At 39.0% G+C, this 17,025-nt stretch carries 9 protein-coding genes; 6 read left to right on the top strand and 3 right to left on the bottom strand.

The annotated features are described in order from the left end of the window. The first annotated feature begins 63 nt into the window (after positions 1-63). The 5 genes from E0H77_RS00335 (at position 64) to E0H77_RS00315 (ending at position 7,860) form a co-directional block, all read left to right on the top strand. Entirely contained in the window at positions 64-2,664 is a 2,601-nt protein-coding gene (locus E0H77_RS00335) for a PepSY domain-containing protein (RefSeq protein ID WP_131374067.1), read from the top strand. Between the two features lie 432 nt (positions 2,665-3,096). Then, positions 3,097-5,739: a DNA mismatch repair protein MutS gene (mutS, locus tag E0H77_RS00330; RefSeq protein WP_131374064.1), complete on the top strand. Its 2,643-nt coding sequence runs from the start codon at positions 3,097-3,099 to the stop codon at positions 5,737-5,739. Positions 5,740-5,907: 168 nt separating this feature from the next. Next, positions 5,908-6,231: a ferredoxin FdxA gene (fdxA, locus tag E0H77_RS00325; RefSeq protein WP_004651686.1), complete on the top strand. Its 324-nt coding sequence runs from the start codon at positions 5,908-5,910 to the stop codon at positions 6,229-6,231. A 126-nt stretch (positions 6,232-6,357) separates the two neighbouring features. Then, on the top strand, positions 6,358-7,080 hold the full coding sequence (locus E0H77_RS00320; RefSeq protein ID WP_131374062.1) for a D-Ala-D-Ala carboxypeptidase family metallohydrolase: 723 nt from the start codon (positions 6,358-6,360) through the stop codon (positions 7,078-7,080). 114 nt (positions 7,081-7,194) lie between these two features. Beyond that, on the top strand, positions 7,195-7,860 hold the full coding sequence (locus E0H77_RS00315) for an O-methyltransferase (RefSeq protein WP_131374060.1): 666 nt from the start codon (positions 7,195-7,197) through the stop codon (positions 7,858-7,860). Between the two features lie 121 nt (positions 7,861-7,981). Here the strand turns inward: E0H77_RS00315 and E0H77_RS00310 are convergent, their stop codons facing one another. Further along, positions 7,982-8,824, bottom strand: a complete 843-nt coding sequence (locus tag E0H77_RS00310; protein WP_131374057.1) for a universal stress protein — start codon at positions 8,822-8,824, stop codon at positions 7,982-7,984. Between the two features lie 282 nt (positions 8,825-9,106). On the opposite strand from E0H77_RS00310, the gene E0H77_RS00305 reads away from it, so the two are divergent. After that, a complete protein-coding gene (locus E0H77_RS00305; protein WP_458837367.1) occupies positions 9,107-9,448 on the top strand; it encodes an EamA family transporter in 342 nt (113 codons plus the stop codon). 306 nt (positions 9,449-9,754) lie between these two features. Here the strand turns inward: E0H77_RS00305 and E0H77_RS00300 are convergent, their stop codons facing one another. Together E0H77_RS00300 and E0H77_RS00295 are read right to left on the bottom strand one after the other, a co-directional pair. Further along, positions 9,755-12,805 (bottom strand): diguanylate cyclase, encoded by a 3,051-nt coding sequence (locus tag E0H77_RS00300; protein ID WP_131374055.1) that lies wholly within the window; start codon positions 12,803-12,805, stop codon positions 9,755-9,757. A 254-nt stretch (positions 12,806-13,059) separates the two neighbouring features. Then, a complete protein-coding gene (locus tag E0H77_RS00295) occupies positions 13,060-15,639 on the bottom strand; it encodes a bifunctional diguanylate cyclase/phosphodiesterase (RefSeq protein ID WP_131374053.1) in 2,580 nt (859 codons plus the stop codon). Positions 15,640-17,025 lie beyond the last annotated feature (1,386 nt).

Raw genomic sequence — 17,025 nt, 5'->3', positions numbered from 1 at the left:
ATTATTTACACAGATATTCGGTATAATTTATTTCAATTTTAATGAACCTATTCAATAAATAATATGCTGAAAAAAACACTGTTCCAGATTCACTGGTTTTTTGGTATCACCGCAGGTCTGATTTTGTCACTCATGGGTGCCAGTGGTGCTATTTTTTCCTATCAGCCACAAATAACCAAACTAATTAATCCCGAAAGCTATAACGTGACAGAACAGCCACGCGCCAAACTGACACCTGCTGAATTATTTTCTCATTTTAAACAGCAGCAACCCAAGATAGAGATCAATAGTATCAGTGTGACCAAGTCACCGACAGAATCTTCGGTGGTCAATATCCAAAAACAAGGTGAGCGTCGTGGTTATGACCTGATGGTGAACCCATATACGGCTGAAGTGCTCCCTGAAATTAAGGGGCAGGCATTTTTCCGCTTTATTGAGCAGTTTCACCGTACTTTGACCGCTGGCGAATTTGGTAAGCAGTTGACGAGTGCGAGTACGCTGATTTTGATTTTCTTTGTGCTGAGTGGCTTGTATCTACGCTTTCCAAAAAAGCATTCTTTTAAACAATGGCTGGCCATTAAGCCGCAGTTGAAAGGACGTAATTTCCTGTGGGATTTGCATGCGGTGGTTGGCACATGGGTCATGGTGTTTTATCTGACGTTTGCATGTACAGGACTGTTTTGGTCGTATGACTGGTGGCGTGTAGGCATGTTTAAAGTCATGGGTGTGGAAAATACCCGTATGGGAGGAAAGGAGAAGCCTGAAGGGCGTCCAGCAAAAGGTATGCAGCAACGAGGTCCAGACGCTCAGCGACCACAACGTGTACCAGAGGCTGAACAGCAAGGTTCAACATTGTCCAATGTATTGGTTCAGCAACAATTAAATCAAGCATGGGCAGGTTTTAATGCTCAGATTGCTCGCGATTATTCGAGTGTGACTTTGACTGTGCCGCAGCAGGCAGATGGGCGAGTAAAAATTTCATTTGTTGATGCGATTCCACAAAATGAACGCGCACGTAACAGCGCCGTGTTTAATACTAAAAATAATCAACTGGAAAAAGTTGATTTGTATGCCAATAAAAAGCTCAATGAGAAAATCATGTCGAGCATGTTGCCTGTACATCGTGGCAGTTTCTTTGGCCCTGTATATCAATTCTTTGCCATGCTGGCAGCACTGGCGATGCCTTTATTCTTCGTTACAGGCTGGATGTTGTACTTAAAACGCCGAAAACAAAAACGTCTGACTCAGGCAGCACGTGGTGATTTGGGATCAGAACAAGCAGTATGGACTGAGCAGACATGGCTGATTAGCTATGCAACCCAAACCGGCACGGCTGAGCAATTGGCTTTGGCAACAGCCAAGTCTTTGCAACAAGCGGGTTATGCCGTTGTGGTCAAATCGGTACAGCAGCTAACAGCCCAAGATTTGCAACAAGCCCAGCAGGCACTGTTTATTGTCAGTACTTATGGTACAGGTTCAGCACCAGACTTAGCGGTTGGTTTTAGTAAGCAGTTGATGCAGCATCGTGCCGATTTGGCTCAGTTAAATTATGCTGTGCTAGCTTTGGGCTCGAAAGAATATCCTGAAAGTTTCTGCCAGTTTGGTCATGCAGTGGATACATGGTTGGCTCGACAAGGTGCGAATCCATTATTTGAGTTGATAGAAGTCAATAATGCCAACCCAAAAGAGATTCAGCGCTGGTATGCAGCTTTAGCTGAAGTCACTACAAGTGATGTTCAGCAAGTTGAAATTAAAAAGCAATTTGAAACATGGACACTCAGCAAGCGTGAATTGCTGAACCCAAACAGTTTGGGTGCACCAGCCTTTCATCTGGAATTGCAAACCACAGCCGATGTGACATGGCAGGCGGGAGATATCGCTGAAACCCAATCACAAAACAGTGCCGAACGTATCCAGCAATTTTTACAGCAGCAATCTATTTCAGCAGAAACCCTGACCAGTCAAGGTAAGACGATTTTTGAAGTGTTACGTAGCAAAGATTTAACCCAGCCCATTTGTGCTTATGCCACGCTGGATGAACTGCTCGAACAATTACCTGATTTGCCACGACGTGAGTATTCAATCGCCAGTATTCCTGAGCAGCAGTGTCTACAATTGGTGGTACGTCAACAGTCAGATGCTCAAGGTCAACTTGGTTTAGGTTCGGGCTGGTTGACTCAGCATAGTGTTATTGGTCAAGAGATGGCGATTGCGATTCGCTGCAATGAGTCTTTTCATTTGATTGAAGATGATCGACCTATTATTTGTATTGGTAATGGGACAGGCATTGCAGGTCTATTAAGTTTATTGAAGCAGCGCATCCAGCAAAATCGTGGACGTAACTGGCTGATTTTTGGTGAACGTCAGCGTGAGCATGATTATTTTTATCAACAACAGCTAGATGTTTGGCAAGCTGAAGGTATGTTGCAACACTTGGATCTGGCATTTTCCAGAGATCAGGCTGAAAAACAATATGTTCATCACCGCTTACGTGAACAAGCTGAATTATTAAAAAACTGGGTTGCTGACGGTGCGGTACTGTATGTCTGCGGCAGTATTCAGGGTATGGCAACAGATGTTGATCATGCTTTAGAAGACATTTTAGGTACAGAGTTATTGCAGCAGTTACGTGATGCAGGGCGTTACCGCCGTGATGTTTACTAAGATTTAAAATGTAAATTGCCAGAAAGCGGATGTTTTCTGGCGATCTCATTTAACTCAATAACAGATAGATACATCGACTCGTCGTTATTGATTGTCTTTATTTTAAATTCATGTTTTTGCGTTGCTCACTTTTCTTCAGATAAATCATCTATTTCATATCATTGCTGCTTTTGATGAGCAGCGTGCTTAGACGTCAATAAAGTAGTGCTAAAAACTGTATTTATTCATTAGTTTTAAATGCTTTACTTAAAAGTAGATATTTTATTGAAAACAATTAGCTCAACCAAGCAGAGGTTTTAACTCATTTGTTGAGATAATTTCGCTTTACGGTGTGGCAGGCAATGAGTTTTTGCTAAAATGCGCCACTTAGATTGGTCAGTAAGCCAAATTTTTACGCATTTTAATTTTGAAATTTTAAAGGCATGAATTGATATGACAGACAGTAAAATCATGGCTGATCTTTCCTCCCATACCCCAATGATGCAGCAATACCTAAAAGTCAAAATGGCGCATCCACATGCTTTGGTGTTTTACCGCATGGGGGATTTCTACGAATTATTTTTTAACGATGCCCGTAAAGCCGCAAAATTACTCGGGATTACCCTAACTCACCGTGGCAAAACCAATGGTGAACCAATTCCAATGGCGGGTGTGCCATACCATGCAGCGGAGGGCTATCTGGCGCGTTTGGTCAAGGCAGGTGAAACGGTTGCGATCTGTGAACAGGTCGGTGAGGTGACAGGCAAAGGGCCTGTAGAACGTAAAGTGGTACGTATTTTAACGCCAGGGACATTGACCGATGATGCTTTGCTTGGGAGTTATCAATCGTCGAACTTGGTGGCACTGTGTATCCAGCAAAACCAGATCGGGATCGCCTTACTGGATTTAAGTGCCAGTATTTTTAAAGTCCAACAACAGACTTACACGGCTGAACAATTACCGATTGATTTGGCACGTCTGATGCCAAGCGAGATCGTGATTGATGAAGATCTGGTTGATCAAAACATTTTAGAAGTCATTAAAAAACAACTGGACTGCCCAATTACCAAACGTCCAAACGTTGATTTTAATTTAAATAATGCCCAAAAAACCCTATGTGACCAGTTTGCAGTGGCAACATTGTCGGGTTTTGGTATTGACCATTTGCCGCTTGCCAAAGCCGCCGCCGCAGCGCTGATTCACTACGCCAAAGAAACTCAAAAAACCGCATTGCCACATATCCGTTCGATTCAACTGGAACAGTCAAGTGACTTTATTGCGCTTGACCCTGTGACACGTCGTAACTTGGAAATTATTGAGCCGTTATTTGAACATGGTACTTCATTATTTCAACTGATTAATCATTGCCAAACGGCAATGGGTGGACGTTTGCTCAGCCGTACCTTAATGCAGCCCATTCGTGATACCGCATTGCTTGATCAGCGTCTCGATGCGATTGAACAATTGTTACAAGGCTATCATGAAACACCTGTACGTCTGGTGTTGAAAGAGATTGGTGATATTGAACGGGTTTTGAGTCGTGTGGCACTTGGTAGCGCACGCCCGCGTGATCTGGTGCAGTTACGTCATGCCTGTGCGCAGATTCCATTGTTACGTCACGCCTTGCAACCTGTGATTCAATCTAAAAAATCAATACTTTTAAATGATTTAGATCAGCAACTTGGCGATTTTAAAGCACTGCATCAACAGCTCATGGCTGCAATCGTTGAACATCCACCTGTATTACTACGTGATGGCAATGTAATTGCAGAAGGCTACGATACTGAACTCGATGAACTTCGCCAAATTCGTGATCATGCTGGACAATTTTTGATTGATCTGGAAATTAAAGAGCGTGAACGTACAGGTATTAACACTTTAAAAATTGGCTATAACCGTGTCAGTGGGTATTACATTGAGCTGACGCGTGCCCAAGCCGAGCAAGCACCTACCGATTATATTCGCCGTCAGACCCTAAAAAATGCCGAGCGTTATATCACCCCAGAGTTAAAAGGCTTTGAAGATAAAGTCCTGTCAAGTGAGTCACGCGCTTTGGCACGTGAAAAAATGTTGTTTGAAGCTTTGCTTGAAACCTTACGTCAAAATATTGCCAATTTACAAATGATGAGTGCAGCGATTGCCCAAGTCGATGTCTTGAGTAACTTCGCTGAGCAAGCACGTTTATATCGCTGGGCACGTCCGAGCTTTAGCCCTGAAATTGGTATTAAAATTACCGCAGGTCGTCACCCTGTGGTGGAAGCACTCAATAAAGCCCCATACACACCAAACGATACTTTCTTGGATGTGCAGCACCGCATGGCGATCGTGACGGGGCCGAACATGGGGGGGAAATCGACTTTTATGCGTCAAACTGCATTGATTAGCCTGTTGGCATATTGCGGTAGTTTTGTGCCTGCACAGGCGGCGCAGCTTGGGCCGATTGACCGTATTTTTACCCGTATTGGCTCAGCCGATGACCTGTCTACAGGCAAATCGACCTTTATGGTGGAAATGACGGAAACCTCACAAATTCTGCATCATGCCACCCATCAGTCATTGGTACTTATGGATGAAGTTGGGCGGGGAACCAGTACTTATGATGGCTTATCATTGGCGTGGGCATGTGTTCTTGATCTAACGAAGCGGGTAAAATGTCTATGTTTGTTTGCTACGCATTATTTTGAGCTGACTGAACTGGCACAAGAAGCAGGCATTGACAATTATCATGTCACCGCAAAAGAACTCAATGGTCAGTTAATTTTGCTACATAAAGTCCAACAAGGCCCAGCGAGTCAAAGTCATGGTTTGCAAGTGGCAAAACTGGCGGGAATTCCTGCGAGTGTCATTAAGGATGCTCAAAAACGCCTCAAGATTTTGGAAAAACAGCAACAACAGCACTTACAGACATCAGTACAAAGTGATTTGTTTATGCAAGTTGAACCTGAAATAGAAATTGTTGAAAAAACGGTTGAAATTGAGGTTTCTTCACCTGCTTTAGATTATTTACAACAGCTTGATGTTGATAATCTGACGCCGCGTCAGGCACTTGAACAACTGTATGAATTAAAAGCTTTAGTCAGAAAATCTGTTGAATGATTTGACTTGGTTAAGATAAAACTGGTTGTGAATGAGAATCAATCAGTTTTAATTTAAATTAACAGCCTTTTATATAATTAATATCAATAAAAGGAATTGTTTGTTCAGGGGTTTTTTGCCTACAATAGCGCAATTGATCGAAACCATATTTTTTAGGTAGCTGTCGCCATGACCTTTGTTGTCACTGAAAACTGTATTAAATGTAAATATCAAGACTGCGTTGAAGTATGTCCGGTAGACTGCTTCTACGAAGGCCCAAATTTCCTTGTGATTAATCCCGATGAGTGTATTGACTGCGCACTGTGCGAACCAGAATGCCCAGCCAATGCAATTTTCTCCGAAGATGAATTGCCAGAAGGTCAGGAAGTATTTATTGAACTGAATACTGAACTTTCACAGAAGTGGCCAAATATCACTCAAATTGGTGATCAGCCAGCAGACCGTGAAGAGTGGAACGGTAAAGCAGATAAATTACAATATTTAGAAAAATAATTGCAAAAGATCAGCAAATGCTGATCTTTTTTTATACAAAAAAATCACATTTAGTTTAAAAAAATTCAATTTTGCTGCGACTGATTGCATTACAATAGTCGCAATTGTGCTCCTTCGTTATTTTCAATGATTAAATCTGTATCAAAGCATCTGTTCACCACAGGTGTGGTTTCGTTATTTCTGGTGAGCTGTACCACTACAACGCAACAGACAGGCTACAATTATTCACAAACGGGTAAACGCATTCATATTCCCGAGGAACAAGTAACCAATGAACGGCTAGTTCCACTTAAAGTTGTACCTGAATCTTATAATTTGTGGTTAGCACAAGGCAATAATCGCCAGCGTGCTTATGAATATGAACAATTCTTAGATCAGCAGCATGTGGGCAATATTATCCCAGCCTTTGAATTATTGCGAAGTGCGCGTGACTGGCAGAAATGTAGCAGTTCCGAGTATGCAGTACCAAATCGTGGATTATGGGAAAATCAGGTTGCCACGTTACGAGTGTTTAAGTATTTGGTTGCAACCAAAGTGCTGACCGATTTTGAAGTGACATCCGTATATCGTGACATGCCAACCAATCGTTGCGCAGGTGGAGCCAATTCTTCACGTCATTTATTTAATTCAGCAATTGATTTTAGAATTGGTGAGAAGTATCCAAAGCCTCAGGACTTTACATTTATTCAAAATACCAAGTTTAAATTGTGCCAATTTTGGACACAGTATGGGCAAAATCTCAACATGGGCTTGGGGTTGTATGCATCGGGACAAATTCATATTGACACGCAAGGTTATCGGACTTGGGGGCCTAACTTAAGTCGTGGTTCTTCGATGTGTAGCATTTAAATCCTGAACAGATCTTGCTAAAAAGAGATCATTTTGATCTCTTTTTTTTCTGAAAAATTGAACTCATAGCATAAATGTATACAATGACCTGATCGTAAATAAGGTGTGCCAATCATGCAAGAAATGTGGACAGCGTTAGATGAATACATCGAGTCACATTTAATTTCTGAAGATCCAAAACTGCAACAAATTATTCAAAATACAACTGAACATGGTCTTTCCAACCATTTAGCGGTTGCCCCGAATCAGGGTATGTTATTGCAAATGCTGATTCAGATGAATCACTGCAAACGTGTTTTAGAATTAGGTACTTTTGCTGCGTATAGTACCGCATGGTTGGCGCGAGCGTTGCCTGAAGATGGTTATTTGTTGACGATAGAAGGGCGAGATACCCACGCTGCAATGGCTCAGTACAATATTGATCAAGCCAAATATCCCGTAAAAGTTGAACTTAAAGTTGGACGTGCTGCGGATGTCCTGCGCGCTTTACCTACGGAAACTCAGCCGTTTGATTTTATTTTTATTGATGCCGACAAGCAAAGCTATCCAGAATATTTAGAACTAAGCTTACAGTTTTCACACTCTGGCACGGTGATTGTACTCGACAATGTGATTCGGGCAGGTGATATTATTAATCCTGACAATCATAAACCGAGTATTGAAGGAATTCGTGAAACTTTTAGTGCATTAAAAGATCACCCACGCTTGTTATCGTGTACCGCCTTACAGACGGTAGGCAGCAAAGGACATGATGGTTTTGCAATTGCAATTGTCAAATAACAGCGAATGTAACAAAAAATCACCAATTGATTTTTTTATATAAAAATAAACAACTTAAGTATTCTGTCCATAAGGTTATCCACAGATTATGCGGATAACTATGGACAACTTTTCAGGAAAGTTATTTGGCAACAATGAGAGGCACATTTAAATTTCTAAAAATTGTAGTGGTAATGCTACCCAAGAAAAATTGATGGATTTTACTGTGACTAAACGCACCAAGTAAGACTAACTGGATACCATGTTGCCGCTGATATTCCATGATACTTTCCGCAACATCGCCATAACGTGCTTCAACTACGACATCTAAACCTTGTGTTTTGAGGAACTGTTCAGGTTCTTTGAGCACTTCGGGATGATCACCCACATAAAGCAAGTGACATTGTAGCTGGCGTAGTAAATCGCTCTCGGCAATGCGATGCATCATTTTTAAACAGGTTGGTGAATATTCATAAGCAAAGATGAATCTGGTCGGTGCCTTAAAATGATCGCCAATGGTCATGACGGTACATTTTGCCCCACGAATAAAGTTCTCAACATTACTTCCAATCGCTTTATTTTTTTCTGCAGCGCGTTCGCCAACTCGGCCAATAATTGCAATATCATCTTCTTTTAAAATATTGAAGCTTTGCTCAAGAAAGTCACCTTTCTCCTGAATGATACTGACATCAATTTCATGTTTTTCTTTAATCATGTTAGAGATATGAGTCAAGAGATTATTGCTGTAGTTGATGGCAAGCTCACTTTGTTTTTGTTCCAGTTCAGCAAGTTCTTTGAGCAACATGGCATTGCTTTCAAACCCGATGACACCACTGATTTCCCCTAAATGATAACTGGCTGGATAGTAGTCCAAAATTTGTAATAGTACTAATTCTCGATGTGTCTGCTTCGCGACCCATGCCGCAGCATCTGCAATGGCATTGATACAGGGTGAAGAATCTATACAAGCAATCACACGTTTCATTATAGCCTCTCTTTGAGTTGACACTCTTAGGTCTAATTCTTGGTTTTACTGTAGCACAAGTTGTTCATGCTGCAAGTTACAGATATCGCAATTTAGCTCACCTGCATAAAATTATAGAAAATATTCTTATTATTTCGTAACAATAATTTAGCTCTTATCATATTTAAACAATAAGGAAATTTGAGAGTATGCCAAAAGCCAATGCCTGACACTTTGCCAAGCCTGACTTAAGTTTGATGATGTATGCTGAATCAATAGAAACACAATGGAGAGGAGCTATTTATGTTCTCCAATTGGTTATTTTTGGCAATTTTATCTGCAAGTTTTGCTGCATTAACCGCAATTTTTGCCAAAGTCGGGCTGCAAGGCGTAGATTCGGATTTTGCGACCCTAATTCGTACGGTTTTGATTGTCTTGATTCTACTGGTCTGGGTGAGTTTTTTAGGAAAATGGCAGAATCCATTGTGGCTGAGTGGTAAAACGTGGTTGTTTCTAAGCCTCTCTGCTGTGGCGACAGGTGCATCTTGGCTATGCTATTTTCGTGCTTTGCAAATGGGGCAGGCATCTCAAGTTGCGCCAGTCGATAAACTGAGTGTAGTGTGTTGGTTGCGATTTTTGCCGTGATATTTTGGGGGGAACGCCCAAGTGGGCAAGAGTATGCAGGCATTGCATTGATTACAATGTAAAATAACGATAGAGTTTGGCATTACTTCATTCACAATTCATTTAGGTTTTTGATGACCTAAATAGACAAATGTTTGTTACTGACACATAAATTGTGCTTTGAATACAAGATGATAATTCATTTTCTGTAGGGCTGTTTTACCAGTTTACTAATATAGATGGCTTCTTTATATTTTGATCTAAAGTGAAGATAAAATGATAAAAAAGCATATTTTTTACTCTTAATCTTCAACATACCTTATACGCTCAGCTATATTTTTTATTATTTTTCGGCATGCTTTCTTGCCATAAAGTTGAACGGTTTCGACCATTTCGTTTTGAAAAATATAAAGCACTATCTGCGCGTTCCAGGCTGTTTTCAATTGAGTTTTCAGGCTGTTTAATCATGTAAATACCTAAACTTACTGTAAACTTAATCATGCCAAGATTGACAACAGTGGCAGGGTTAGAAATAATCATTTCCCTGAAAAATTCTGCACGTTCAAAGGCTTTTGTTGCATTTGTATTTGAGAGTAAAATCACGAATTCCTCACCGCCCAAGCGCCCAAGCAAATCATTTTTTCCCAGTTGTTTTGACAGAACATTGACCAAATGCTTGAGAACTAAGTCACCAATCACATGCCCATACGTATCATTAACGGCTTTAAAGTAATCGATATCAATCATGATGAGTGCCGAGGATGCTGTAAGACCTTTTGAAATGTCCTCAAGTTCAATCGCTAAACGGTTGACAAATGCGCGGCGGTTGCTGATGCCTGTTAGTGCATCGGTTGAAGCCAATGTTTCAAGTTGAAACTCTCGCTCTTTTTGTGGGGTGATATCATGGAAAATCCAGCACTGTCCTAGGAAATGGCATGAATTGATTAAAGATAGATTTTCGATTTGCAGGTAACGGCCATCAGCTAGCATAATGGTTTTTTTGAAATTCTCATCTCGATCATTGTGTGTGAGATTCAGGTGATATCCAGTCACATGGTAGAGCGTTTTTTCAAGTTCATGTGTAGGTAGCTCGATGAGTTCATTTAATGACAAATCAAGTTGTAAAGTCGAAATCAGCATCTGATTCGCTGCAACAGTATGGTGTCGTTCTCCAATACTGGTATCAACAACCAGAATTCCTGAAGGAAAACGTTCAACCAGTGCTTCAAGGCGTTGTTGAGTTTTCGCTAAATCAGATTCTGCACGATGGCGAGCATCGACATCGTTGAGTGTCCATATTGCATTACCTGAATGATCGTCAGGGTTGAGTAAAGCACCTTGAATATCAAACCAGTTTAGCGTGCTGTTATACATATACAGAGGCCATTCGTCACGAACGTAACCTGTTTGCTGCACGGTATTGAATAATTCAGTTAATTTCTCATTGGTATTGTCATTTTTATGCAGCTTGCTAAAGCTAATTTGCGTTTTTTGTTCACCATAAGGTAAATGAAAAATTTTGGCTGCTCGTTCATTGGCATACAAAATTTCATGTTTGGCGCTCGTGACAATAATCAGTGAGTTACTACGGTCAAGTACAGCTTTGACCAAGTGTGAATGTTCAACTCGCTTTTGAATATCTGTGTATGTTCCTAACATTTTAGTGGGTGAAGATGATGCATCTCGTTGTGTAACTTTTCCTCGGAGTTCTACCCATAACCATGTACCATCTGCTGTTTTTAAACGAGCTTCAATACGAAATTCATGTCCATGCTTTAAATGCTCAGAAAGCTGTTGCATAAAGATTTCGCGATCTTGTGGATGTAAAAAAAGATTGAGAAAATCTTCAAAAGACAGTTTGAACGCGTTATGTGCATATCCCAGCATTTCATAACAGCGTTTATCCCATGTCAGTTCATCGGTAATATAATTCCATTGCCATAAACCGTCTTGTACTGCCATAAAAGTCAGGCGTAAATGTTCTTCTTTTTGTCGTAATGTTTCCTGCAACATCTCATCTTGAGTAATATCGAGAATATAACCATGCCATAAAATACTGCGATCTTCTTCGATTTGTGCTTTGGCATGGTTGCGCAGCCAGCGCATAGAACCATCTGGGCAAATTACTCGATATTTGACATCCCACTTTTTTTGGTTCTGTAAACTGTCGCCAATCACAGCGCGCAAATGGGTTATATCTTCGGGGTGAATGCATTCGGTCAAGTAATGCAATTTAAAATTTTGCTCTGAAAAGGGTTGAATACCATGTAATTCAAAGAAGCTTGGATTGGTAAAAGGTAATGATAAAGAACCATCAGGATGAATGCATACTTGAAAGAGTCCACCTGGAACTTCATTTGCCAAATACATAAAATGACGTCTTTGTTGTACCAGCATGGCAAGGTTACGCTGTCGCTGTAAGGCAAGCCACGCGCTAATCAATACAATCACTAATAATAAGCCTGTACCAATTAGGTTATAGGTTAGATTACGCTGGTAAGCATTGTCTAAAGCAGCAAAGGTATGCTGTCTCTCAATTCCTGAACTGATAATCAGAGGAAAACCATCAACTCGCTTCCATGCATACATGCGTTGTAATTGGTCAGGGCCTGTTTTTGCTTCATAAGACCCATTTTGTGCATTGTTTTGAAATAGCTTTAGTCGCTCTTTAGGGAGCATTTTACCGAGAACTTTATCTTGGTACTGTGAGCGAGCTAAATAAGTTCCATCTTCACGTGCCAGCAAAATTACATCGATAGGATTATCAAAAATATTTTGGAAGTATTGTGAGATGTAGTTTGGAGATAACGATAGAATCATCACGCCAATAAATTTATGATTACGATACAATGGCTTGGTTAACTGGATTGTCCACTGATTGGAAAGCTGTTCTCTTATTGGCGAGCTAATATATAAATCAATTTTTTGATGTAAATGAACCTGAAAATATTCACGATCTGTAATATACATCGCATTTTTATCATTTTTAATTTGTTTTATATTGGAATAAATCAGTTTACCTTGGGCATCGGCAACCGAAATTTGAGTGATAGAGCCTTGCGGATAGCTATGGCTAACATTGTAAATTGCACGTTGAAATGCCGTATTATTATGTAATTCATAATTATTTTTCATATCAATCATGCTGTAGTTCAAACCTGTAAACAAAGTTTGGACTTGAACAGAAACAGCATTGGAGATTTGACGTACCCGAACCCAAGCTTGCTGCTCAGTCTGCTGATAAAGCGTGCGTTGCGTGTTAAAAAAAATGATCCAGTAAATGACAATTGCAAGAATCACAAAACCAGCACTCGCCAAAATAATAAATGAGGCAGGAGTCAGGTTTTCACGCCATAAGCTTTTGGGAGGAGAAGGCATACATTCACTACATTTAAAATATCTATTTGAGAGATTCTCAAAGCATTTTATTTACCTAAATTCTAAATAATCAAGAGAGGATTCGAAATAGCGTATCTTCATGACTATGAACAACTGTAACATTTAATCGATCGCAAGATAATTTATAGACGTCTTTCGTCAGTCAATTTCATTTCTCTTGTACTTCCTTGGAATATATTCCAATTTTGCTCGTGGTGAAAAATAAAGCGTGTATAAACGATGATGAAACAAGCCTAATGAGAATCTATCTTTTGGTTAGAAAAATCCCATCCGTCTAACCAAGTTTTGAAGGCAGAGGCGGACAGTGGACGAGAAAATAAATAACCTTGAGCAACTGAATATCCTTGTTGGTATAAAATCCGATGTTGTTCTGGTGTTTCAATGCCTTCAGCGATAATTGTTAATTTTAGGGTTTTTGCAATACTTAAAATAGCCTGACTTAAAGCCTGAGCAACTTCATCATATTCGAGGTCTGCGACGAAGCTACGATCAAGTTTAAATTCTGAAATAGGTAAACGACGTAAATAACTTAAGCTTGAGTAGCCTGTACCAAAATCGTCCATAGACAGATGTACGCCTAAGTGATGAATGTCATGGATGATTTTTGTCGTACATGGATGATTATCTAATAAAACATTTTCTGTAAGTTCTATGGTTAAATCCTGTGGTTGTAAACCATGTAGCCGTAAAATTTCTGCAAGGGTATTTGGAAGTTTTATGCAGTGAAAGCTGGTTGGCGACAGGTTCACCGAAACAGATGGAACATTCATACCTTCCATACGCCATTCTGCCAGTTGGCGACAAGCTTCTTGAATAACCCAGTAACCAAATTCGGTAATTAAACCACTTTCTTCTGCAATTGAAATAAAACGTCCTGGTGAGATTTCACCAAGTTCAGGATGCGTCCAGCGAGCCAATGCTTCAAGGCCGTATAGCTCACCTGTTACCAAATCAATTTGTGGTTGATAATGTAAATTTAAATCATGATTAAAGAGGGCATGACGAAGGTCTCTTTCCAGTTTAAGATGACCTTGTAATAATTCATTCATTTCATGGCTAAAAAAACAGAACTGATTCCGCCCACTATTTTTTGCCTGATCCATTGCAATATCTGCACGATGTAGTAGATCTTCAATGTTATGACCATCATCTGGAAACATCGCAATTCCGATACTGGCACTGATAGTCAGCGTAATAGAATGATGAATCTTCATGGGTTTAGTTAAATGAAGTTGTAACTCCTCAACGGCAATTTGTGCTTGTTGATGATTACTTTCAGGCAAAATAATGACAAATTCATCACTCGATATGCGTCCAATAATATCGTTGCTGTCGAAATTTCTTTTTAAGAGTTCAGCAACCTGACACAATAATTCATCCCCAACAAAATGCCCGTATGAATCATTGATCATTTTGAAACGATCAAGGTCAATATATAAAATAGCTATAGGCGTGTTATTACGAATGCTGGAAGTAATGAGCTGATCAGCCTTGGTGAGCAATAAGCTGCGATTGGGTAACCCTGTCAATTCATCGTAAAATGCCAATTGTTGAATGCGCTGTTTAGTCTGTTCGCGTTCAAATGCCAATGAACAAAGGTTGCTACAAGCATTGATAATCTGTTGGTGAAAATTTTCCAGCTCTAGATTTCGTGGCTGTTTAAAATAGAAAGCGAAAGTACCAATCACCTGATGCTGATTGTTAAAAACTGGCGTTGACCAACATGCAATATGCTCTAGAGGGTGCATAGCATCACGATAATGATCCCATAAAGGGTCTGTTGCAATATCATCTACAATCACGGGTTTGCCACGCCAAGCGGCTGTACCACATGAACCAGCACTAGGGCCAATGTGCAAATTATTAATGATTTGACCATAATGCTTTGGTAGATTGGGTGCAGAGACGGGATGTAACAATCCTTGTGCATCGACTTCTACAATTGATGCTGTAATTTCTGGTGCAAGCAATTCAACTTCATTACAAATAATATCAAGAACATTGGTCAGCGAAGATTCTTTAGACATTGCTTCTAAAACTTTGTGTTGCAATGTTTCACGTAACTTGGTGATGGAAATATCCGAAAAGGTGATAATTGTATATTTCCGATGCTTATCTGGATCAAGGATTGGTTTTCTTATAATTTTTGCCCAGTAACGTCGATTTTTTGCAACAACCAGCTGTTCATCTATCAGCGTATCATTTTCATTTAACGCACTTGTCTGCGATGGGTGCGTAAATAAAGAGAATGGGCTTTTATCCAAAATCTCATGTTTTTCCCAGCCAAACATACGGTTAAAGCCTTTATTACAGTATACAATTCGAGAAGAACTATCTGTAATGAGAACCGCGGTATCATTAATATCTGCTGCGAGTGAGAGATGATCCAAATACAATTGCTGCTCTCGCTCATGCTGCAAGCGAGCACTGATATCGGTTGCAATTTTTAAAATTTGAATCACTGTTCCATTTTGATCTAATACAGGGGTATAGGTCGCTTCAAGCCAACAACTGCTATTGTCTTCTCGAATCCGTTCAACAAAACCTGAATAGGGAATAGCTTGGCATAAGGATAACCAAAAAGTATCGTAATCTTCTGTTTCTACAAAAGAAGCAGGGCAAAAACTACGATGAATACGTCCAATTGCCTGACTTTCAGTCATACGAAATAAAGATAGATAGTTTTTATTCGCCCATTGCAAAACCCCATCTGGAGAAAACTCAGCAATAGCGATTGTTTTTTCTAATGCTGTGAGTTGTAAAGACGGTGTTGCTGTTCGCTTGACTGAAGGAAGGTTAACTTTATCTTTCATTATACTTTTTCCAAAGCATAGAAATTAATATTAGGTATTGATTATCAACAGTTTAATTATTTTTTTATAAGTTAAGAAACTCCAAATGTTATGCGAATCGTCAGCGGATGAGACTTCTTTCATGATTGTTTTAGCTTCTTTTAGTTTTTCTCGCTGAGCAAAATTGAAATATATTTCAATGAAGTGCAAGAGAAATAAAATGGCCTTATAAAAGAAATCAATGAATTCGTGTTTATGGCTAAAATGTGAGTAAAGCCATGACTCTTCTTTATATTATACAAGATGCTAAAATTTGCAAAAAAATTCCATGACTCATTATCATTTTTTATTAAATTAGATTTTTATCTAAGCCTGAAAAATCAAGTGATAGATTGAGATGTAATGGGTTTGATATAGGTATAACAATAGGCTAGCACTCAATCAAAAAAAACGCTTTATATTGAGATTGTATTTTTATTTGGATCAAGTTCAGCTATTTAACAGAAGGTTAAATTGAGCAGGTCTAAAAACAATAAATGCTAAATCAAATAATGATTATGTTTTTGAATTCAAAATTAAAAAAAGTTGGGGTACTGAGGTGTCGTATAAGTTATTTTAAAGCCCATGATTGTGAGATTGATGAACATTTGTAGTTTGTAAGATTAGTGCTTGGTAACTATTGGCATGATAAATACCTCTTCATCAGGAGTGGTGTAAATTTCTATAGCATATATAAAACCTTGTATTGTTATCTAAACTTATTTTTGACAAAAGTTCTTGCACGCACATTCTCTTGTTCATTAAAAACGCATTTCACCATAATGTAATAAAAAATGTGTATTTTTTATCGGTTTTGCGATTGGAATCATTTTGATTGAATTGAGATATTTTTTTAATTATTTTAAATAAGATTAACATAAGTTATTTATTTTTAAAGAATTTAATAAAATTATTTTTTCGGGGATTATTTGTTTAAGGAAAACCATGTTGAAAATATGGGTATAAAATGTACAGTTGAAAATAAAAATCTGATCTAACACGGGTGAATTGTTAAAAGATGAAATGTTTTTTTACTAAATGGTTTAGATATTTTTAATAAAAAACATGTATATATCTGATATTTTTTAATATATTTTGAATTGTTTTTAAAATGTAGCTTTTTTGTATATAATAATCAAAAACGTGAACCAAGTAACACTTTATGAAAAAAATATTTATTTCTATGCTTGCTATGGTTTTTTCTGCAAACGGTTTTGCAGCAGCAAACGTAGAAAAAGAAAATATGTACTGTTTCTCCTTACCGCAAAAACAAGGTGTTTATGTGTGTAAACCATGGTCAGAATGGGCAACAGCTCAGACTGACAGTAAAGTGCAAATTGAAAAAGTTCAAGATTTAAACACTGCTTT

It is taken from the genome of Acinetobacter brisouioides (assembly GCF_004331075.1).
Classification (GTDB): Bacteria; Pseudomonadota; Gammaproteobacteria; order Pseudomonadales; family Moraxellaceae; genus Acinetobacter.
The sequence above is the reverse complement of the archived record's forward strand: the minus strand, read 5'-3'. Positions and strand labels throughout refer to the sequence as shown.